The organism is Neobacillus cucumis, from assembly GCF_002860255.1.
Lineage (GTDB): Bacteria > Bacillota > Bacilli > Bacillales > Cytobacillaceae > Neobacillus > Neobacillus cucumis_A.
Window position 1 is genome coordinate 98,211 of sequence record NZ_PGVE01000028.1, and the last position, 21,490, is coordinate 119,700.

At 40.2% G+C, this 21,490-nt stretch carries 24 protein-coding genes; 6 read left to right on the forward strand and 18 right to left on the reverse strand.

Annotation, left to right across the window (positions count from 1 at the left end):
• Positions 1 to 138: 138 nt before the first annotated feature.
• From CVD27_RS05650 to CVD27_RS05665, 4 genes are all read right to left on the reverse strand, one after another.
• Positions 139 to 1,179, reverse strand: coding sequence for an agmatinase family protein (locus CVD27_RS05650; RefSeq protein WP_101646908.1), 1,041 nt, complete (start codon positions 1,177 to 1,179; stop codon positions 139 to 141).
• Entirely contained in the window at positions 1,157 to 2,449 is a 1,293-nt protein-coding gene (gene hutI / locus CVD27_RS05655) for an imidazolonepropionase (RefSeq protein WP_101646909.1), read from the reverse strand. Before hutI ends, CVD27_RS05650 begins: the two co-directional genes overlap by 23 nt.
• A gap of 22 nt (positions 2,450 to 2,471) precedes the next feature.
• Positions 2,472 to 4,145 (reverse strand): urocanate hydratase, encoded by a 1,674-nt coding sequence (gene hutU, locus CVD27_RS05660; RefSeq protein WP_257984279.1) that lies wholly within the window; start codon positions 4,143 to 4,145, stop codon positions 2,472 to 2,474.
• Between the two features lie 268 nt (positions 4,146 to 4,413).
• Positions 4,414 to 4,809: a hypothetical protein gene (locus CVD27_RS05665; protein WP_101646910.1), complete on the reverse strand. Its 396-nt coding sequence runs from the start codon at positions 4,807 to 4,809 to the stop codon at positions 4,414 to 4,416.
• 265 nt (positions 4,810 to 5,074) lie between these two features.
• Between CVD27_RS05665 and CVD27_RS05670 the strand changes: the two genes are divergently transcribed.
• Complete coding sequence (locus tag CVD27_RS05670) at positions 5,075 to 6,409, forward strand: APC family permease (RefSeq protein ID WP_101646911.1); 1,335 nt, start codon at positions 5,075 to 5,077, stop codon at positions 6,407 to 6,409.
• Positions 6,410 to 6,571: 162 nt separating this feature from the next.
• Here the strand turns inward: CVD27_RS05670 and CVD27_RS05675 are convergent, their stop codons facing one another.
• Complete coding sequence (locus CVD27_RS05675) at positions 6,572 to 7,153, reverse strand: TerD family protein (protein WP_101646912.1); 582 nt, start codon at positions 7,151 to 7,153, stop codon at positions 6,572 to 6,574.
• Between the two features lie 262 nt (positions 7,154 to 7,415).
• On the opposite strand from CVD27_RS05675, the gene CVD27_RS05680 reads away from it, so the two are divergent.
• A complete protein-coding gene (locus tag CVD27_RS05680) occupies positions 7,416 to 7,790 on the forward strand; it encodes a nucleotide excision repair endonuclease (protein WP_101646913.1) in 375 nt (124 codons plus the stop codon).
• 47 nt (positions 7,791 to 7,837) lie between these two features.
• On the opposite strand, the gene CVD27_RS05685 is transcribed toward CVD27_RS05680, so the two are convergent.
• The 3 genes from CVD27_RS05685 to CVD27_RS05695 form a co-directional block, all read right to left on the reverse strand.
• Positions 7,838 to 8,866, reverse strand: a complete 1,029-nt coding sequence (locus CVD27_RS05685) for an ATP-grasp domain-containing protein (protein WP_101646914.1) — start codon at positions 8,864 to 8,866, stop codon at positions 7,838 to 7,840.
• 161 nt (positions 8,867 to 9,027) lie between these two features.
• Positions 9,028 to 9,522, reverse strand: a complete 495-nt coding sequence (locus tag CVD27_RS05690) for a flavodoxin domain-containing protein (protein WP_101646915.1) — start codon at positions 9,520 to 9,522, stop codon at positions 9,028 to 9,030.
• Between the two features lie 163 nt (positions 9,523 to 9,685).
• On the reverse strand, positions 9,686 to 10,600 hold the full coding sequence (locus tag CVD27_RS05695) for an alpha/beta hydrolase (protein WP_101646916.1): 915 nt from the start codon (positions 10,598 to 10,600) through the stop codon (positions 9,686 to 9,688).
• A gap of 156 nt (positions 10,601 to 10,756) precedes the next feature.
• Between CVD27_RS05695 and CVD27_RS05700 the strand changes: the two genes are divergently transcribed.
• The 3 genes from CVD27_RS05700 to CVD27_RS05710 all read left to right on the forward strand — a co-directional run bounded on the left by CVD27_RS05700 (position 10,757) and on the right by CVD27_RS05710 (position 13,898).
• Positions 10,757 to 12,079, forward strand: a complete 1,323-nt coding sequence (locus tag CVD27_RS05700; RefSeq protein WP_101646917.1) for an alkaline phosphatase family protein — start codon at positions 10,757 to 10,759, stop codon at positions 12,077 to 12,079.
• Positions 12,076 to 13,350, forward strand: coding sequence for an MFS transporter (locus CVD27_RS05705; RefSeq protein ID WP_101646918.1), 1,275 nt, complete (start codon positions 12,076 to 12,078; stop codon positions 13,348 to 13,350). Before CVD27_RS05700 ends, CVD27_RS05705 begins: the two co-directional genes overlap by 4 nt.
• A gap of 143 nt (positions 13,351 to 13,493) precedes the next feature.
• Positions 13,494 to 13,898, forward strand: coding sequence for a VOC family protein (locus CVD27_RS05710; RefSeq protein WP_101646919.1), 405 nt, complete (start codon positions 13,494 to 13,496; stop codon positions 13,896 to 13,898).
• A 39-nt stretch (positions 13,899 to 13,937) separates the two neighbouring features.
• On the opposite strand, the gene copZ is transcribed toward CVD27_RS05710, so the two are convergent.
• The 4 genes from copZ to CVD27_RS05730 all read right to left on the reverse strand — a co-directional run bounded on the left by copZ (position 13,938) and on the right by CVD27_RS05730 (position 15,887).
• Positions 13,938 to 14,144 (reverse strand): copper chaperone CopZ, encoded by a 207-nt coding sequence (copZ, locus tag CVD27_RS05715; RefSeq protein ID WP_101647069.1) that lies wholly within the window; start codon positions 14,142 to 14,144, stop codon positions 13,938 to 13,940.
• Between the two features lie 10 nt (positions 14,145 to 14,154).
• A complete protein-coding gene (locus tag CVD27_RS05720) occupies positions 14,155 to 14,490 on the reverse strand; it encodes a metal-sensitive transcriptional regulator (protein WP_101646920.1) in 336 nt (111 codons plus the stop codon).
• A gap of 123 nt (positions 14,491 to 14,613) precedes the next feature.
• Positions 14,614 to 15,120, reverse strand: coding sequence for a CBS domain-containing protein (locus tag CVD27_RS05725; protein ID WP_257984280.1), 507 nt, complete (start codon positions 15,118 to 15,120; stop codon positions 14,614 to 14,616).
• Between the two features lie 113 nt (positions 15,121 to 15,233).
• Complete coding sequence (locus tag CVD27_RS05730) at positions 15,234 to 15,887, reverse strand: TetR/AcrR family transcriptional regulator (protein WP_101646921.1); 654 nt, start codon at positions 15,885 to 15,887, stop codon at positions 15,234 to 15,236.
• 258 nt (positions 15,888 to 16,145) lie between these two features.
• On the opposite strand from CVD27_RS05730, the gene CVD27_RS27955 reads away from it, so the two are divergent.
• The gene (locus CVD27_RS27955) at positions 16,146 to 16,307 is read left to right on the forward strand and encodes a hypothetical protein (RefSeq protein WP_180960167.1); all 162 of its coding nucleotides are present in this window, start codon (positions 16,146 to 16,148) and stop codon (positions 16,305 to 16,307) included.
• Between the two features lie 25 nt (positions 16,308 to 16,332).
• On the opposite strand, the gene CVD27_RS05735 is transcribed toward CVD27_RS27955, so the two are convergent.
• The 6 genes from CVD27_RS05735 to CVD27_RS05760 form a co-directional block, all read right to left on the reverse strand.
• On the reverse strand, positions 16,333 to 16,926 hold the full coding sequence (locus CVD27_RS05735; protein ID WP_101646922.1) for a DNA-3-methyladenine glycosylase I: 594 nt from the start codon (positions 16,924 to 16,926) through the stop codon (positions 16,333 to 16,335).
• 117 nt (positions 16,927 to 17,043) lie between these two features.
• Complete coding sequence (locus CVD27_RS05740) at positions 17,044 to 17,898, reverse strand: DODA-type extradiol aromatic ring-opening family dioxygenase (RefSeq protein WP_101646923.1); 855 nt, start codon at positions 17,896 to 17,898, stop codon at positions 17,044 to 17,046.
• A 103-nt stretch (positions 17,899 to 18,001) separates the two neighbouring features.
• Positions 18,002 to 18,196 carry a 4-oxalocrotonate tautomerase gene (locus tag CVD27_RS05745; RefSeq protein ID WP_101646924.1) on the reverse strand — a complete coding sequence of 65 codons (195 nt, stop codon included), beginning with the start codon at positions 18,194 to 18,196 and terminating at the stop codon, positions 18,002 to 18,004.
• A gap of 102 nt (positions 18,197 to 18,298) precedes the next feature.
• The gene (locus CVD27_RS05750; RefSeq protein WP_101646925.1) at positions 18,299 to 19,090 is read right to left on the reverse strand and encodes a 2-keto-4-pentenoate hydratase; all 792 of its coding nucleotides are present in this window, start codon (positions 19,088 to 19,090) and stop codon (positions 18,299 to 18,301) included.
• 15 nt (positions 19,091 to 19,105) lie between these two features.
• Positions 19,106 to 19,834, reverse strand: coding sequence for a 2-keto-4-pentenoate hydratase (locus CVD27_RS05755; RefSeq protein WP_101647071.1), 729 nt, complete (start codon positions 19,832 to 19,834; stop codon positions 19,106 to 19,108).
• A 65-nt stretch (positions 19,835 to 19,899) separates the two neighbouring features.
• Positions 19,900 to 21,369, reverse strand: a complete 1,470-nt coding sequence (locus CVD27_RS05760) for an aldehyde dehydrogenase (protein WP_101646926.1) — start codon at positions 21,367 to 21,369, stop codon at positions 19,900 to 19,902.
• Positions 21,370 to 21,490: the final 121 nt, after the last annotated feature.

Sequence of the window (21,490 nt, forward strand, 5' to 3'; positions counted from 1 at the left end):
CACCGCCGCTTACTATAATTAATTCATTCAGCTAAAAATTGGTAAAGGCGTTTGTCCACAAAATCGAAAAAAGATGGCCAAACATTCCGCGCCAGCAAAAGCTAGAGCACAAACGAATGATTGACCACCTGAAAGGATTTATTCCTTATTTAACTTGTTAACCCACTTTTCGGTGCCTGTCACCTTTCGTATCATTACCCCTGTTAGAAAGGTTAATAAGACGTGGGTTCCGAGTTTTACGGTTGGTTGGACTGGTGTGTCTCTTAGTGGATCAAGGCAGACGATGTCGATGGCTTTTACTTTTGGATGCTTGGCAGCAGTGAATACACCATCAAGCAGTTCCGCTGAAGTCATTCCACCTGGAGTTGAGGCCGGCACACCTGGTGCATAGGCAATATCTAGAACATCCATGTCAACAGTTAAGTAAATTGCATCGACCTTTTCTTCCAGCTTTTTTAAGCATTGAGTAACCGTTTTTGCAACGCCTCTTTTTCTGGCCTGGCGGAGTGTAATATAATTTACGCCTTTTTCATCTGCGTACTGCTTTAAATCTTTAGTATTGAAAAACCCATGCAAGCCGATGTTGTATAAATCGTCTCCGTTCACCACACCGCTATCGATCAAGTTTCGCATAGGTGTTCCGTTAGATGGTCCATTTTCTGCTAAACTTCTTAAATCAAAGTGGGTATCAAATTGCAATATTCCGATCTTCTCTTGTGGCTTCGCCCAATGTAATCCTTTTACCATCATAGCCGTAATCGAATGGTCACCACCAATAGCAGCGACTGTGGAGTTAGTAAAATTCCGATGGATGGTCGCTGATGCCTCGACAATATTGTCATGACAGCGGCGGATATCGGTTACGTGCATGGGAACATCCCCCACGTCCAGTGCCATCAAATCTGCTAAGTCCAAATCCTCATCAATGTTATATGTGGTGAATCCCTTCCAGGCACGTCTGAACGCATCAGGAAATTCAGATGCGCCAGAAGGACTAATGGATGAACGGGAAAGTGGAACGCCCACAATAACAACATCCGCGTTTCTGGTTTGTTCCGGATTAGAATCCGTTGTCAGCGGTTGGATCCATTCATGAACCTTGGTTACTTGGGCACTTGCTTCAGGTCTTACCCAGATAAAACTCGGTGGATTTAATTTAGGAAAGAGAAAGCTTTTCAACCAGCCTACCTCCCTTTACTACGACTCTGCCATTTTTGATGACGGTATCGATATGATTCATTCCATATAAGTATTGGAGTTTCATATAATTCTCTACATTAAAAATCGTTACATCCCCTTTTTTCCCTGGTTCTAAACTGCCTATTTGACTGGCGCGCCCTATGGCATGTGCTGCATTTATTGTAGCTGCTGTGATAACCTCTGCTGGTGTCAGCCCCATTTGTAGACATGCAAGATTCATAATAAAGGGCAGGGAAACGGTTGGAGAGGAGCCTGGATTACAATCGGTCGCCAGAGCTACGGGTACCCCTAAATCAACCACCTTACGGCCATTAGCCGGCTCCGTCATTAAAAAATAAGCAGTCCCCGGCAGAAGTACTCCGACGACTCCTTTTTCCGCCATCGCCTTCAGCCCATTTTCAGATGCTTTTAATAAATGATCGGCAGATAGGGCCCCTGTCTCGGCAGCCAGCTCTGCCCCTTGATATGGTTCAATCTCATCAGCATGGATTTTCGGCGTTAAACCGTAAGCCTTCCCCGCTTCGAGGATCCTTCGGGATTGCTCGGGTGTAAAAACTCCCTGCTCACAAAAAACGTCATTAAATTCTGCGAGTCTCAGCTCTGCCACTTTCGGAATCATTTCTTTCACCAAAAGTTCCACAAAACCATCCGGTTGATCCTTATATTCTTTCGGTATGGCATGTGCCCCCATAAATGTTGAGACCACGTCAATTGGATGCTTAATGTTTAATAACTTTGCCACTTCCAGCTGCTTACGTTCGGTTTCCCATTCCATCCCATAGCCGCTCTTTGCTTCAACCGTTGTTACTCCATGCAGCAAGAATTGATTTAACCGCTCGAAGCTTTCATGAAGAAGCTCCTCATAGGTGGCTTTCTTGGTCCTCTTTGTCGTGGCATGAATACCTCCCCCGGCGTTCATAATTTCCATATAAGACAAACCCTTGAGCCTCATATCAAATTCGTTTTCTCTGCTTCCGGCAAAAACTAAATGGGTATGTGGATCAACGAGGCCTGGAGTGACAAGTTTTCCTGTAGCATCAACGATTTCGGCCAGTGCTAGCCGGTCGGAAAATTTTCCAACAATCTCCTCATCCTTGCCAACCGCTTGAATAATCCCTTCCTCCACCCACAAACTGCCGTTTTCAATAATTCCTAGTTCAGACATTGCTTCTTTTACTAAAGGAGCACAGGAACTCCCCCCTATAGTAATTAGCTGAGCAGCATTTCTTATAAAAATTGCCTTTCCCATGTCTCTCACCATCCATCTTTCGTTAGTCCTCGTCGAGCATTGGCATTTTAATGCCCTTTTCCTTTGCGGTCTTAATAGCTAATTCATATCCGGCATCCGCATGACGGACGACTCCCATTCCTGGGTCCGTGGTAAGGACCCGTTCGAGCCGTATGGCTGCCTCTTTCGTCCCATCTGCAACAATAACCATACCAGCATGCTGTGAGTATCCCATTCCAACCCCTCCTCCATGATGAACGGATACCCAACTGGCACCACCGACAGCATTTATCAAGGCATTTAATATCGGCCAGTCTGATACAGCATCGCTGCCATCCTTCATCCCTTCCGTCTCCCGGTTTGGTGAGGCGACCGAACCTGCGTCCAAATGGTCGCGGCCAATGACAATTGGTGCCGTGACTTCGCCTGATGCCACCATATCATTGATGAGCTTCCCAAATCGGGCACGGTCTCCGTAGCCTAGCCAGCAAATCCGTGCAGGAAGCCCTTGAAAGCTGATTTTTTCCTGTGCCATCTGTATCCATTTGCATAAGTGTTGATTTTCTTTAAATTCACGTAAGAGAGCTTCATCAATTTTCCGAATATCTTCCGGGTCACCAGAAAGAGCCGCCCACCGAAATGGTCCTTTCCCTTCACAGAAGAGAGGACGAATATAGGCTGGCACAAACCCGGGAAAATCAAAAGCATTTTCGACCCCCTCATCTTTGGCCACCTGACGAATGTTATTTCCATAATCAAAGGTAACGGCACCCTTTTCCTGCATTTTTAACATCGCCTTCACATGAGTGGACATACTTTGCTTGGCAAGCTTCACATATTTTGAAGGCTCTTTCTTCCGTAAAGCTGTTGCGGCTTCGAGCGTGAGTCCGGAAGGGAGATAACCGTTTAATGGATCGTGGGCCGAAGTTTGGTCAGTTAATACATCGGGAGTAAACCCTTTTTCAATCATCTGCGGCAGGATTTCTGCAGCATTACCGAGTAACCCAATTGATATTGCCTTACCTTTTGTTTTCGCTTCTCTAGCTAATTTTAATGCCTCATCAAGGTCTTTTGATTTGATGTCTAAATAAGCGGTTTGGATTCGCCGGTCGATTCTAGTTTCATCGACATCAATCGCAAGACAGACTCCGTCGTTCATCGTAACAGCTAAAGGCTGTGCGCCCCCCATACCTCCAAGACCGGCGGTTAGTGTAATCGTATGTTTTAATGAACCGCCAAATGACTGTCGTGCTAATTCAGCAAAAGTTTCATAGGTTCCTTGGACGATTCCTTGGCTTCCGATATAAATCCAGCTGCCGGCAGTCATCTGGCCGTACATCATTAATCCCTTTCGATCAAGCTCATGAAAATGCTCCCAGGTAGCCCATGCTGGAACAAGATTGGAGTTAGCCAGTAAAACACGTGGTGCATCTTTGTGGGATTTCCAAACAGCAACAGGTTTACCGGATTGAATAAGTAAGGTTTCATCATTTTCTAATTCAAGAAGTGTTTTGACAATCGCATCATAGGACTTCCAGTTTCGCGCCGCCTTGCCGATCCCTCCATATACCACCAAGTCCACAGGTCTTTCCGCAACCTCCGGATTTAGATTGTTCATCAACATTCTCAAAGCAGCTTCTTGTATCCAACCCTTTGCATGCAATTCTGTTCCCGTATAGTTCTGAATCTCCCGTTGTTTATCCATATTCCTCCCCATTCTCTTCACTCCCTTTACATATCAATCTATCTTCATTATAAAAACAAAATCTTCCGAAAAATACGGATAAATTTCAACATTTTCTTTAGTAACACGTGAATAGTGATATTGGTGCCTTTTTGGTGCCTTTTTGTTGCCTGACACCAAACGTAGACACTGTCCATTCCGTGTGCACATCTATCCCACATCCTGAATAAGCCATGGTAAAAAAAAAAAAGAATAAATCCCGGCAAATAATTTTCCATGGCGGGATTTATCCTTTTTGGTTTTAGTTATTGAATTTTGGTCTGGAGAAGAGAATGCCAAAACCGATTCCAAAGAGAGCTGCAAGCAAATGGACGGTTCCAGTCGATATGGAAAGGAATTTAATTATACTTCCATTGCCGTCATTGGTTATATTTAGCAGAATCCCCTCAAAGATGGGCTTATATAAAAGTAAATACGGGATTAGGACCAAAACAAGCGCTGACCAGTTTCTCCCTAGGAGACGCTTCGCCAACACAAAATAAATTAAGGCTAAAACAACCGCCAACCCAAACACAAATGTATTTATATAACGAAGTGCCCTGTCAGGCTGATCTAGAAAGGCTAAAATAACTAAATAAATGCTCCAACATAAAGTTAATAATATTGCAACTATTTGCGTTTTAAGCAAATATTTCATCTAATTTTCACCTCAAACTGCTAATTCATTCACCTAATTACCATAACACAAAGAGACGTGTAATGATAATACTAAGGTATAATTAGGTTATTATTTTCACTAGTTTTATATTGCATCTCCCTTTCACTGGAGAGTCGATATCTTCAACATTACTTTCGTTATATAATAATTTAAATATTTTAAAAAAATAAATCCAAATTTTTTCATGTTATAATCCAGTGTATACCTTAAAAATACAGCTGTTTACTGGAGGAGGACACAACACATGGGAAAAGAGGCGCATTTACAGAAAAATATTGGCTTTTTCGTCGCGACATCACTAGTCGTTGGTACTGTTATTGGTTCCGGAATATTTATGAAACCTGGGATTGTCATTTCAGAGACCGGAAATTCCACTTATGCCCTATGGGCCTGGATTATCGGCGGGATTATTACCCTCGCAAGCGGTTTAACGATTGCTGAAGTGAGCGTCAAAATCCCAAAAACCGGCGGATTATATGCATACATTGAAGAAGTATACGGAAAGTTTTGGGGATTTCTGTGTGGCTGGGTCCAAACCCTAATCTATGGCCCTGCAATTATGGGTGCACTCGGACTGTATTTTGGATCTCTTGTGGCAGCATTATTTGGTTTATCACCGGAAAGTAATACGCTTATCGGAATCATCACCATTCTTTTCTTAGGATTTATGAATCTTTTAGGAACACGTTACGGCGGATTTATCCAAAATATTTCCACGATTGGTAAACTAATACCAATAATACTTATTGCCGCTTTTGGTATTTTCCAAGGGGATGTCCCAGTTCTTAATATGGATAGCGGAGTTCACCAATCCTTTAATATGGGTGCTGCGATATTAGCTACTCTTTGGGCCTACGATGGCTTTATGAACGTGGGCTATATGGCAGGAGAAATGAAAAACCCTGCTAAAACTCTGCCACGTGCGATTATTTCAGGAATTGTTATTGTCATTGTTGCTTATTTAACCGTTAATATCGCTATGCTGCATGTTCTTCCTGCTAGGAAAATTGTTGAGCTCGGACCTAATGCAGCTAGTAGTGCTGCTACCATTCTATTTGGAAAAATGGGTGGAAACCTATTAACCATTGGAATTCTCATTTCAATTTTCGGCTGCTTAAACGGTAAAATTCTAACGTTCCCAAGGATTCCTTATGCAATGGCCGCAGATGGATATTTACCAGCTGCAAAATCCATGGCATATATTCATCCAAAAACAAAAACTCCAGTGGGGGCTACCATCTGGCAGCTTATTATTGCTATCTTAATGATGGTATTAACAAACCCTGATCGTTTGTCTGATATTGCAATTTTTTCTGTCTTTACTTTTTATGTTTTCTCCTTTGCAGCGGTATTCAAACTCCGTAAACAAGGATTAAGCCAAAACTTGTACAAGGTGCCATTATATCCACTTACACCAAGCCTCGCCATCATAGGTGGTTTATATATACTTGGCAATACACTCATCACTAAACCAGTGGACGCTTTGTTATCAATCGTCGTAACTTTGATCGGCATTCCCGTCTACCTAAAACTAAACGCCAATAAACAAAAACAAAGCCTATCCAAAAAAGCAAGCTAATCCAATGGTGCCTGTCACCATTTACACTACCAACGAGATAGAAAAAAGACGTAAAAAAGGACAAGGAGAGTGATGCTCTTCTTGCCCTTTTTGTAGAAATTAAATTTTTAGCCGATTTTTCACCAGCCACTGTGTTTTATCCTACAGTGACTCCAAACTGGATCATCCAACGTCTAGTCCGAAATCTGTGGCGATACGGGCTAGGCCGCCTTGATAGCCTGATCCGACTGCTGAAAATTTCCATTCGCCGTTATGGCGGTATAGTTCGCCCACGATAATGGCGGTTTCAATGGAGAAATCCTCGCCTAGATCGTAACGAATAATCTCTTGATTGGTTTCTTCGTTTACAACACGGCAGAAGGCATTTGAAACTTGTCCAAAATTTTGCCCTCTCGCCTCGGCGTCATGTATCGTGATAACAAATGATATGCGTTCCACTTGTGCCGGAACTGCTGCTAAGTCCACTTTCACCTGCTCATCGTCACCGTCTCCTGCTCCAGTACGATTATCACCTGTATGTACTACGGAGCCATTTCCGCCTTCAAGCTGATTATAGAAAACAAAATCCTTTTCAGAAGCACACTTTCCGTTGGCACCTAAAAGAAAAATACTGCAATCTAAGTCAAAATCGTGACCGCCATCATAACGGTTGGTATCCCAGCCCAGTCCGACAATAACCTTGGATAAACCAGGATTGGTTTTCGTTAAATCGATCTTTTGACCCTTAGACAATGAAATTGCCATACTAACACCCTTTCTAAAAATATTTATGTAACTACTCAGGTCTATTGGACACCATAAAAAGTTCCCAATACCTTCCTTTATTCTACAAAAATAAAATTAGTTTTACTACTTTTAACACATAACCACAACAATAATTAAATCGGTTTCAAATCGACATAAATGGTTAAATTAAGAAAGTCAAACCTAAACTGGCAAGATATGCTATAATGGACTCTTGGCTAAGGTTTAGCCTTTTATTATTCAGCAGGGAGCGAATCATTTTATGATAAAAATTGAAATACCAAATCCAGATGTCGTGATTACTAAAAGCAGACAAGTCGGCGAAAAAGTAGAGGCCCCTTTGAGCAGTGTCTATGGTTTTACTAATTATAATAAAATTCCCAGAGACAAAGGCGGAATCATTTTATTTTTTAACGCCAAGGATGAATTGCTTTTTGTAGGAAAAGCGAGAAAGCTTCGACCTCGGGTTAAGCGCCACTTCGAGGATACGGTTTCTCCAATCAAAGCGCATCGCGACGATATATATAAAATTGCCGTATTAGTGGTGGACTCACCAATGGAAAGAGAAATCTACGAAACCTATATCATTAATACCCTTCAAGCGAAATACAATGTCGAGAAAGTTTTCTATAAATAAGCAGAAAGAGCAGGTATTCGCTTTTTAAGCGGGACCTGCTCTTTGTTTTAACTAATTTCGTCATACTTTAAAATCATTTCTTTTTCAAGGTGACTGGCCCGTATACCAAACCGAGGCTTTAAGGGCCTTATTTTTTCACCTAATAAAATCTTAATTGCCATATACGGAAAATTAATCCCGGACAAACAGCTGAAATGCAAGCCGCCGCTCATCCGTGGATTGATCTCGAGCAGCTTAGGCACTCCCTTACTGTATTTCACCTGAATATTAAACACAAAAGGCAATCGGTACGTCTGGTGAAACTTGTGCGCCAATTCAATTAACTCCACACTTTCCACGAGCTCCCGAACACGCCCATCCCCCTTCATCCGAGGAATGGCTGCATACAATCGTTCCGGTGATGCCAAGCAATCAATACTATATTCCCTGCCCTCTAAATACTCCAATAGCATTAAATCTGGAAACGTCTCCTGCTGACTTAGGACCTCACAGGCATGATTGTATGAGATCCGATAGCCGCCCCCGCTATGGAAAAGATGATGGATGGATTCCATTTCTTCCTTGATTACCCGAAATCCCATTGCCCCTTCTCCAACCGCAGGTTTAAAGCAAACCGTATGGCCCTTTTCCTTAAGGGCAGAGTAAGCCTTTTTAAAATCATTAATATTATTGACGACATAATAGTCAGGTATTGAAAAAATCGGTATGCCGTTTGTTAAGGCTTGATAGGCTGCCGCCTTGTTATCCATTGTTTCCATAAGTGCTGCATCAGGACACACAAGAACTTTAACACCCAATTTCTCAAATTCACCTAACCGCTTGGAAATGAGAACATTTTCTTTTCGAGGGATAAAAATATCAATCCCATGCGTTTGGCAAAAATAAAGACAAAACTCTATATATTCGTTCCCAGAGATATCTGGTTCAACAAAGGCAAAATCGCATTTCTGCAAATAGAGGGCATCTTTATTAGGGCTTGTTCCATAAATTGTAAACTTCCGATGATCTTCATTATCTCGAATCATATCCATATAATGCGTGACCGTTGTAAACCATCGATTAAACCAAATTTTCATTGTAAACCTCTCTTACTTTAAAATTGACCTTTCCATTATGGACAACGAGGAAAAATTTTATAACTTTTAAATTAAAATAAAAAAAGCCCAGCCTATGCTGGGACGATTTAAAATTTCTAAGTAAGTTGGTTTTTTGGTGAATAAAAACCCTTTCTAAAGTCTTAAGCGAAGATCTTTAAATGATTAAATCTTGAAGCAAACTCCTTAATCGCTTCCAAATCTATCTTCGATTGGTCGGTAGTAATTCCATCCACCTTTTTCACTACTTGTCTTTCAAAAAAATTCATTTTGGAGACGAGGAATTCCCCGCCGAACAATCCGAGTGCTGCGGAATTTTTTCGCAAGTCTTGTGGATAGGCATGATTAAATTGTTCAACAGCCAATTCACCCTCACGCATACAGACTAGAAATAGGCCTAATTCCTTTTCCAATAATTCATCATGATAGGTTTGAAGAAACTTTTTAATTCTTCGCTGAATCATGCCGGCATGTATCGAACCGCCTATGATTACTGCATCATAATCATTTAAATTAAGATTTGATTTCTCTTTTTTTAAATCTATTGATGTCACCTCACCAGCCAGGTTTTCACTTAATATTCCAACTACTTTTTCCGTAGTCCCATGGGACGAGCAATAAACAATTAAACTTTTCATGCTATTAACCCCTCCTTCAATTTACAAGAAAAAAGGCACCATGACATTCTGGAACAAAGGTGCGAATATACTAATTCCATTATAAATCCTTTTAAATACAAAATTTGTACAAATATTGGCAATCTTATTACAAAAAAAAACGTGAAGGTCCTTCAACAGACCTTCACGTTTTAAATACCTTTCTTATAAATTGACCGATTTCTCTTGTCGCCTTTTTTGCTTCTGGCAATATATCCCCGCTGATTTGCCAGACATGCCACATTCCGTCCCACACCTTTAATGACACATCCACCCCTGCATCCTTAGCCTTAGCGGCAAGCGATAGGGCGTCACTTTGCAAAATTTCGTGATTCCCCGCTTGAATCATTAGTGGTGGTAATCCACTTAAATCTGCAAAAACAGGTGAAATTAAAGGATGGTCTAGCGATTCTGTTCCAGCGTATATACGAGCCGCTTCCTTCACGGCCTTTAGACTTAAATAAGGATCCACTTCGCCATTTTTTTGATAACTTTCCCCGCTGCTCGTTAAATCTACCCATGGTGAAAGACATATAATTCCTGCTGGAAGCGGTTCATTTTGATCCCTTAATACGAGAGCTGTTGCCAAACACAAGCCTCCTCCCGCTGAATCACCTGCAAAAATGATATCCTTTCCCTCATATCCCTGCTTTAAAAGCCAATGGTAAACATTGACTGAATCCTCTATCGCTGCAGGAAAAGGATGTTCAGGTGCCAAGCGGTATTCAGGAAACAGCACATTCACACCGGCTGCGTGACCAATCCGGGCAGCAAGCGGACGATGTGTATTCGCTGAACACAAAGCATAACCCCCGCCATGGAGATAGAGAATCACTTTATTTTCCAACACAGCACCCGTCGTCAGCCATTCTGCATATAACCCATCGATTTTCAAATGTTCTACCTGACAATTTTTCGGAAGCTTGCCCATTTTGCTGGCGGCAGCATCCAGCATCTCCCGCTGTTCCTCTATTCCCTTTTGACGGATGCCTTTTTTAACGGCCCTTTTTACCGAAAGCTTAATTGCTTTTTCAAAAAAATAACTTTGGAAACTTGGCATGGTTCCCCTCCACCTTTTCACCCAATATCTGTTAATTTCATTATACTAAAAAAGTCATCCAAAAAAGAAACCATTCAACTTGTATTCTAAAGTTTTGTAAATATTCTGTAACAATCGTCCTGCCTATAGTACAATTAGCTTAACAGGGGGTGTTCTATGAATCGTCTCACCGATCATTTAATTATTATTTCCTTTGATTGTCTTTCTGCATTAGACCTTCCCATCTTAAGAGAATTACCACACTTTCAAACCCTTCTTTCTGAAGGTGCACTGGTGGAACATGTTGAATCCATTTACCCTTCAGTCACGTACCCTTGTCATGCAACGATTGTAACCGGAAATTATCCAAACCGTCACGGGGTCTTTAATAATACACTCCTTCAACCTGGTATGGCCTCACCGGATTGGAACTGGTACCGGAAATGCATTCACGGAACTACCCTTTATGATGAAGTAAAAAAGGCAAATATGACAACAGCCGCCCTTTTATGGCCAGTAACAGCAAAGGCAGACATTGACTATAACATGCCTGAAATCTTCAGTAACCGACCATGGCAAAATCAAATACTAGTATCTTTAATGAACGGAAGCCCCCGATTTCAATGGGAGATGAGCAAACGCTACGGTCATATCCGCAAAGGGCTTCAACAACCAGAATTAGATAATTTTATCTTAGAAACAACGGTCGATACCATTAAAACTAAAAAACCGAATCTTTTAATGGTTCACTTTACCGATTTGGATACCCAGCGTCATGAGCATGGCTTTTCTTCTGAGGAGTCCATGATGGCTCTCCACCGACATAACCAACGACTTGGAAGGATACTCGAAGCACTGAAGGAAGCTAGAATCTATGAACAATCCACCGTTATTGCTCTTGGTGATCACAGTGCTTTAGATGAACAAAAAGCTATTCATCTCAATGTTCTTTTTACTACCCAAAACTTAATCACCACAAATGCAAATAGGAAGCTGTTGGATTGGAAGGCCTACTGTAAAAGTTGTGATGGGTCCGCATATATTTATCTTAAAAATCCTACAGATGTTGACACGTTTCAAAAGGTCCACAATCTCTTGAATTTATTGTTGGAGGAACCAGATTTTGGGATTGAAACATTCATAACTGGAGAAGAAGCAGCAGCAAGAGGAGCAGACCCCGCCTGCGCTTTTATGCTTGAAGCAAGACAGGGATTTTATTTTTTAGAAGACTTCTCAGGGGAATTTATCAAAACGATTTCGAAAAAAGAATCAGCGGCAGATAAAAAATATACATTAGCCTGTCACGGCTATTCACCAGAAAAAGAAAACTACGGAACGATTTTGATGGCTGCGGGAAATGGAATTCAAAAAATCACATTACCTTATATCCGGCTTATTGATGAGGGTCCAACCTTCGCTAGGCTTCTGGGTGTCAGCTTGGGCAATACCGATGGGAAAGTGATTGAAGAGTTGTTAACATTAAAGGAGGAAGTTATATGAGTGCTATGACCAAGCAAGAAAAGAGCTGGGTATTCTATGATTGGGCAAATTCTGCCTATTCCATCCTGATTACAACTGCTATTTTTCCATTATATTTTAAAGCAGCTGCGAACGGAGCAGGTCTTGCTGCGTCTACCTCTACAGCCTACTGGGGCTATGCCAATTCATTTGCAACCCTATTAATCTCGCTTTGCGCCCCTATATTAGGGAGTATCGCCGATTTTAAAGACTTCAAAAAACGATTCTTTACCTTTTTCTTTGCGCTCGGTATAATCTTTACCTTACTACTTGCCGTTGTTCCTAGCAGAGAGTGGCTGATTCTCTTAATATGCTACATGGTGACCGTCATTGGATTTGGAGGAACAAATATTTTCTATGATGCCTTTCTTGTCGATGTGACATCTGAAGACCGCATGAACCAAATTTCCTCTAAAGGCTATGCAATGGGCTATATCGGCAGTACCATCCCATTTATTATGGGTATCGCACTTATCATTATGTCGCAGCAGGGTGTTATCCCTCTTTCTGTAACAGTTGCAAGCCAAGCTGCATTTGCCATCACCGCACTATGGTGGGGGGTATTTACCATTCCAATGCTGAAGAATGTTAAGCAAGTCTATTATAAAGACCGAGTCCCAAACCCAGTGATAAATGGATTTAGACAGCTTTTCTTAACCTTTAAAAAGATTAGACTTTATCGACCATTATTTTTATTTTTATTTGCCTATTTCTTTTACATTGATGGGGTTAATACAATTATAACCATGTCCACCGCCTACGGTTCGGATTTAGGAATCACCTCAACTAATCTTTTAATTATCTTATTTGCTACACAAGTGGTGGCGGCACCCTTTGCCATTCTATATGGAAAACTAGCTGATCGATTTAAAGGAAAAACAATGCTTTTAGTGGGAATTTTTGTTTATGTTGTGATTTGTATCTATGCTTATTTTTTAAAAACAACCTTGGATTTCTGGATTCTCGCGATGCTTGTGGCATCCTCACAAGGCGGAATTCAGGCACTAAGCCGCTCCTATTTTGCTAAGCTGGTCCCGAAGGAGAGTGTAAATGAGTTCTTTGGCTTCTATAGTATCTTTTATAAATTTGCAGCCATCTTAGGTCCGTTTTTAGTTGGATTAACCGCACAATTAACCGGGAATACCAATAGCGGTGTGTTTAGCCTGATTGTTTTATTTATTATCGGCGGAATCCTCCTAATACGAGTACCCGAAACCGACCCTATCCCCAAATCTAATACCCTTTCACAATAGTAGTAAAATCCTTAAAACAGTGCATTCTTCTTCTTTGAATAAGCACTGTTTTTATTTTTGATTGATTACAGAACTAACGTTCGTTTATAATGGTACTAACATCATTGATTTATACTGAAATAAAATGGAAGGAGCATATATAAATGATTACACCTTATCTAATGTTTAACAGAGAATGTGATGAGGCTTTTAAAATGTACCAAAAAGCCTTTGATGGTGAAATGGTTGCCATCCAAAAGTATGGAGACATGCCTCCAAATCCTGAATTTCCTGTGGCTGAAAATGATAAAAACCTAGTGTTACATGCCCAATTAAAGTTAACAGAATCTGGAATGATTTATGGATCTGATGGACAACGCAATTATGAAGGCAGCCCAAAAGTAACTATCAGCGTAGAGCTTGATTCTGAAGAAAAGGCTTTAAACGCCTGGGAGATTCTTAAAGAAGGCGGATCTGTATATATGGAACTCCAGCCAACCTTTTTTGCCAAGCTGCATGGTTCTGTACAGGACAAATATGGAGTAACTTGGATGTTTACAGTTAATTAACAAGAATAACACCCAGGTTTTAAACCTGGGTGCCCATTCTTATTTCACATCATATCCTTGATCATCAATTGTTTCTTTAATCTTATCGATTGAAACGAGTTTCGTATCAAATTCTACATCTACTTGGCCTTTCGCAAGGTCCACAGCCACCTTTTTTACACCTTGAAGTTCTCCAACACTGCCTTCAACTGCTTTAACGCAATGTCCACAAGACATTCCACTTACAGTTAACGTAACATGGTCCATCATAAATTCCTCACTTTTTCATTAATTTTTGGATGGTAACAAGGACCTCATCAAGGACCTCGAAATCACCTTCTTGAATTCTTTCCACGACACAGCTTTTCATATGACCTTCAAGCAAAACTTTCGCAACACTATTTAACGCAGATTGTGTTGCAGCGATCTGGTTAATGACATCGTCACAATACGTATCTTTTTCAATTAATCCTTTAATCCCGCGAATCTGCCCTTCAATCCGGTTTAACCTTGTGATCAAATTGCTCTTTACTTTATCCGAATGGTGACTTTTGCGATGGTTCCCCCCTGGTTCGCAGAACGATTCTTCGGTTAACTCCTGTTCATGAGACATACAAAACGCCTCCTTTTTTGGACTTATTATATCATACCCCCCTATTCTATATAATCAACAAAAAATAAAAAATAGACTTGTCATTTTTTAAAAAATCACAAGCCTACTTTTAAACCACTAAGATTACAAACTTTCTACTATGGTTTGCTGGATATTGCGAATGACATCTCCGCGGCTGATTACACCAACTACACGGCCTGCACCATTTACAACTGGGAGTTTTTTAAAGTGATGCTTAGCTAAGAGATTAATAACTGTTTCCATTTCATCCTCTGGACGGACAGTAACGATACCATTTGTTTTTGCAATCTTAATAATCTCCCGATTAATGATTTCACTCAAGTGAACTTCCCTATCTTCTACTGCTATATAGGTAATAAAGCTAAAATAATCATGAATTCGTCGGTCTAATGGTTTAAGAGCGCGTAAAATATCCCCATCTGTTACAATTCCGCATAACGTCCCGTCTTTTTTCATAATTGGTACACCGCCAATTTTCTTTTCCACAAAAGTAGACATAACGTCTTTAATCGTAGTTTCCGGACTCACACCAATAACGTCTCTCACCATAAAATCTCTTACTTTCATTATGGTCACCGCTTCCTTTGGATCATTTCCAAAATAATTCATGCTGAATTAAATCCATTTTGTTCTAAATGCATATTATGCAGAATATAATAAATTCCATCTTTCTAGATACTATTTCAAACTTTAATTAATGAAGAGCTGCATCCAATTTATCATTATTCAAATGCTTCAACATCACTTCCACGTAGTTGATTTAATACTGTAGGTGGAAAAACCATCCGGCATATGAGTTTGGCTATGTCTTGATAGGCACACTTATTCTCCGTTTTATTTATCTTATCAAGTCCGTTCTCAACAATGATCATAATCGCCCAAGAGACCGTATCTAGATCCAGATCACTCCAGACTAACCCTTTTTCCCTCGCTTGCTTTAAGCTAGATTGGATCCTTTCATGTATCCTCTTTCTGGCCTTTTCCAGTACGTTCGCAAGCTCAGAATCCTTTGATAACAGTTCTGGCAAAACATGACGTAGCCCGAATTCATGGATCCGGTTATAATGATTCTCCAATGAAGTCGCCAATGATGAAACCGGATCATTAGAAATCCAGCTAATTTCAGGAGGAAGAAAGGTCTCAATCTTATCCTCAAGCAATGACATCAAGAGCTGCCGTTTATCAGAAAAATATCGATAAAAAGTTCCTGTTGCTACCCCTGCATGTGCAGCAATATCCTTTGCCGTTGTCTGCTCATAACCCTTTGCTTGAAACAACGCATAGCCACTTTCAATTAATGCATTTCTTTTAACTTGAGCCCGTTCCTGTTTTGGCAAAAATGGAAATTCACCTACAAGTTTTTCATCATCTGACATGTTTTCACCTCACTATTATCATACCACGTTCCACTAATTTGAACCATAGTTCATGTTTAAATTGACACTTTAAGTTAGTTATGAAATACTTGAATTATAGTTCACATTATAATCACATTATTTTAAATAAATACTTGAAAAATTATCCTACAAAGAAGGAATTTACAATTTTAATGCGAATAATTTAAAGTATCTTAATTTTGATTTTTAAAGTTTTAATCATATAGTTTTTATAACAATCGGAAGGTGTTGATTAATTTGGCAAATCAATCTGATTCTAAAAAAATATCTGTTAATTCCACTATATCATTAAAAGGAATTGTCAAAGCCATATTCAACGATACCGTTCATGTCCAAATAGGCGGAAAAGTCATTCCAGTCCCAGCTTCTGATTTTTTAATGGAAAAACCAACAAAATAAACAATGTTAAAAAGGCCCTTCATTTTTATGATGGGCCTTTCTTATTCCTATTTAAACTATTGTAACACATACATATCGTGAGATGATCATTGACCATCCCTACGGCCTGCATAAAGGCATAACAAATGGTAGAACCTACAAACTTAAAGCCTCGTTTCTTTAAATCCTTACTTAATCGGTCACTTATCTCAGTAGTTGCCGGCACTTCACTTAATTCCTTAAAGTGATTTTGGATGGGCTTTCCATCCACAAACGACCAGATGTAATCCTTGAAGGATCCAAATTCCTCTACAACCTTAAAGAAAGCTTTCGCATTTGTAATCACAGCATTTATTTTTAGTTTATTCCTGACGATTCCTTCATTATGTAAAAGTTCATTTATCTTATGATCATCGAAGTGGATAATTTTTTCAGGTTCAAAGTTATCAAAAGCTTGACGATAATTCTCCCGTTTTTTTAAAATGGTATACCAACTAAGTCCTGCTTGTGCGCCTTCGAGATTCAAATACTCAAAGAGCAAGCGGTCATCATATACCGGAACCCCCCATTCATGATCATGGTAATCGATATAGAGTGGGTCTTTATTCACCCAGCCACACCTAATTTGTTTTTCATTCATTGCCTATTCTCCCATAAAGTTATTATTTTTTTAAGTATTACATAGTTCACCTAAAAAAGGTATAGTTCACACTTTTCCATTGAAAAAAGCCGGATTTATCCAGCTTCAAAAAGATTCTTAGTTATTTTGTACGAATTCGTTCTCTGTCAATAAATTGGCCGTTGGTGCTGTGACTTTATTAAAGGTAATCAATACGTTCCAACTGCCGGAAGACTGCCCATCTGCATAGAAAGTTGGTTTACATTCTTTATCGAGCATGCTAAGTAACATCGCAAGATGACGACCGCCCGATTCTACTCTTGCCATTCTTGCATATTCGGGAAGCATATCATACGCAGCCTGATAGTTTTTATTCATCACAAATTCAAGAAATTGTTTATCCATCGCATGTTCTGTGACGGTTGGCTTGTTATGTCTGCCTCTCACTAAATTATGTGATAAGGCGCCACTGGAAATAAAGACCACTTTTTTATCGGTTTCTTGTAAAACCTTGGCGATTACCTGACCCCATTTATAGGTTTCTTCGATGCTCGCTGCCAATGTAACCGATAAATTAATGACAGGAATATCTTCATCTGGATTTAGGTACCGTAATGGAACAACACTCCCATAATCCCAGAGATAATAAGGATCATTTACACCTTGGACCTGGAGGCCTGCATCTTCCCCTGCCTTCACCAACTGATTGGCTAGTTCTTCATCTCCAGGGAACTGATAGGGAACATCCTTGATTAAGTCAGGCGCCTCAAAAGCAGTTAAGATGCCTTTATGAACAGGCGTACAATCTACATAATGGAAAAAAGTGGACGGCCAGTGACAGGAAACTAATACAATCACATCTGGGTTGATTTCTTTCATTTGTTGGGCTACTACTTTCATAGAGGAAGCCATATCTTGTTGGAATTCTGGGACCTGATTTTCATGACACATACTAGGGACATGGGGAACTATCATACTAAACTCAATCGTCATAATATCCTCCTGTAAAAATTTTATCTTCTGCATTAAGTTAACGCTTACAAAAAGAAAAAAAGGCGGGGAGCACTGATATTCCCCATGCTCCCATTTTGAATTTCTATCTTTCTGATGCAGGTATTCCTGCAATCCCCCAATGGGTTTTTGGAACTTCCGTGACAATTACTCGGATACTTTCTCTTGGTGCGTTTAAAGTTTCCTGAACCGTATTGGTAAGATTTTGAATTAATTCTGTTACTTTCTCTGGAGGCCGTCCTTCCATAATCTGCACATTTATCAGTGGCATTTTCCTCATCCTTTTATTTAGGCTCTGTAAAATTTGGCTATTGATTTCCGCTCCAATAAACAGGTATCGTTTAACAGAGCCTTTATTTAAATCAGTTATTTAATCAGTTATTTAATCCGTAACTGTAAAGGTAACTTCACCCAGTCCATCAAATTTTCCGCTAACGACATCTCCGTATTTCAGCATCACTGCGCTAGTAATTCCACCTGTTAAAATGACATCACCCTTACGCACCTTTTCGCCCTTTCTTGCAAGCATATTGGCAAGCATGGCTACTGAATGTGCCGGGTGACCCAGTACCGCTGCACCCGCTCCTAATTCCACCATTCTCCCATTAATAGAAAGAGTCGAACCCAGTAAATCCAGTTCAAATTGCTCTGGTTTCTTTAAGTTGGAACCAAAAACAACCCTAGAAGTGGAGGCATTATCAGCAATAACATCCGGTAAGGTAAAATTAAAATTTTCATAACGGCTGTCAATAATCTCTAAAGCCGGAAGCACATATTCCGTCTTTGCAAGGACCTGAGCTCCAGTCACTCCCGGACCTTCAATATCTTCACCAATCACAAACGCAATTTCTGCTTCCACTTTCGGATGAATCATCTCATGTAATGGCAGCTTTCCGCCATTTTCAATCAGCATATAATCAAAAACATATCCATAGATAGGTTCTTCAATTCCCATTTGTTTCATTTTGGCATGACTGGTTAAACCCATCTTAGGTCCAATAATTCTTCTGCCTTCTTGGCGTTTCATTTGTACGATTTCTTCTTGAACCTGATAAGCTTCCTCTACAGTTAAATTAGGCTTTAAGTTGGCTGTAACCTTTACCACTTCACGTTTTTCAATTTCAGCAGAAACTAAATAATTGGCAATTTCCCTTATTTGACTCAAACTTTTCACCTTCTTTTCTTCAATTTAAAAGTGCACACTGACCTGTCCAATATGCGCAAATCTTGCCGTAAATGAATCTCCTTTATTCGCTGCTTCCGCTGCTGACAATGCACCTGAAAGAATAACTTCACCAGCTCGAAGAGAAATATCAAATTCTGATAGTTTATTTGCTAACCACGCCACACATGCAGCTGGATTTCCTAGCGCCGCAGCGCCGACACCAGTATTAACGAGTTCACCGTTTTTCGTTAAGACCATCCCTATTAATTCAAGATCAATATCTTCTATTCTAGCAGGCTTTCCTCCTAATACGTACAAACAGGATGAACCATTATCTGCCACCGTATCTTGCAGTTTAATCTTCCAATCTTGCACCCTGCTGTCGACGATTTCAAGCGCTGGAACCACAAATTCTGTTGCCTGAAGAACATCAAGAGCGGTCACATTTGGTCCACGTAAGTCCTTTTTTAAAATAAAGGCGATCTCAGCCTCTACCTTCGGCTGTAGGACGGATTCAATTGAAATATATCCCCCATTTTCAACAACCATACTGTCTAATAAATGACCGTAATCCGGTTCATCCACTCCGAGTAAGTTTTGCATGGCTAAGGAAGTTAACCCGATTTTCTTACCAACGATTTTTTGCCCTTGTGCTAATTTTTTATTAATGTTCTCAAGCTGGATATGGTATGCTTCTTCAACGGTTAGCCCAGAGTCCACAGATGTTAAAGGGGCTATCCCTACTTTCGTCATTTCTGCTTCCGCCAACTGTTCTGCAAATTGCTTTACCTTACTAGTCAAATCCCTTACTTCCTTTCTTATAGTTTAATAGTGACATTGGAAAGTTCTGAGTAAAAATCGATACTATGCATGCCGCCTGTTCTGCCGATTCCACTATGCTTCATACCGCCAAATGGTGTTCTTAAATCGCGCAGGAACCAAGTATTTACCCAAATAATGCCTGCCTCAAGGCTGTGCGCGACCCGATGGGCTCTTCTCAAATCATTTGTCCAAATCGTAGCACTCAAACCATAATGAGTATCATTTGCCTGCATGATTACTTCTTCTTCCATATCGAATGGCATAACTGTTACTACTGGTCCAAAAATTTCTTCACGGACGCAACGAGAATTACGATCAAGCCCTGTTAAAATAGTAGGTTCTAAGTAATAACCTTTTTCATATCCGTCCGGACGTTTCCCGCCTGTCAAAATGGCAGCACCGTCTTGACGGGCAATCTCAATATAGCTATTCACCCGGTCATAATGTTCTTTACTGACTAGTGCACCGACATTTGTATCTGCTTCGAGCGGGTGGCCTACCTTTAACTTTCTAACCCTTTCAGCAAATCTTGTTAAGAATTCTTCGTATATTGGACGCTCTACATAAATACGTGAACCGCAAAGGCAAACTTCTCCTTGATTCACAAAACTCGATTTAATGGTTGTTTCAATCACTTCATCTAAATCAGCATCTGCAAAGATAATATTAGGATTCTTACCTCCTAATTCAAAGGAAAGCTTTTTCAAGCTATCGGCTGCAGATTTCATAATAGCCGTACCAGTTCTTGGCTCACCAATAAATGAAATTGCATCTACATCCGGATGTTCCGAGATGGCTGCACCTGCAGAATTAGGGCCAAACCCATGAACTAAGTTTACTACTCCATCCGGAACTCCTGCTTCTTTACAAATCTCCATTAATACAGTAGCTGTCATTGGCGTCCATTCAGCAGGTTTAATAACAGCCGTATTTCCCATTGCTAAGCATGGGGCTAACTTCCAGGTCAACAATAATAGTGGCAGGTTCCATGGCTTAATAATACCAACAACACCTACTGGACGGCGATACGTATAATGCAAGGCAATATCATCTTGCATATTTGAATCGGTATTGACTGAAATCATATAATCAGCGAAAAAGTGAAAGTTAAATGCTGCCCGAGGGATATCTACACTATTGGCTAAAGAAAATGGTTTACCGGTGTCCATGGATTCAAGATGCGCCAGTTCTTCCTGTCTTTCGAGAATTAAATCCCCGATACGGCGGAGAATCTTTGAACGCTCAACAATAGACATCGTTTTCCATCTTCCATTTAATGCTCTGCGGGCAGCGGCCACCGCATAATTAACCTCTTCTTTTCCCCCTTCTGCAACCGTACCTAACACTTCTTCTGTTGCCGGGTTAATATTATCGAATGTCTTTTGGTTTTGTGATTCGACAAATTGACCGTTGATAAAGTGTAAACAATTAATGGCTCTTACTCTAGTTTCTACTTGCATTTTCATACTCCTCCTAAAAAGTTTATATTTCTTATTTTCTTAACATTATGGTAACGCTTCCGAATTTCACGTACAACACAGTTGTTTCTCTATATGCAACAACTGATGTTTTTTTGCAACATTTTTT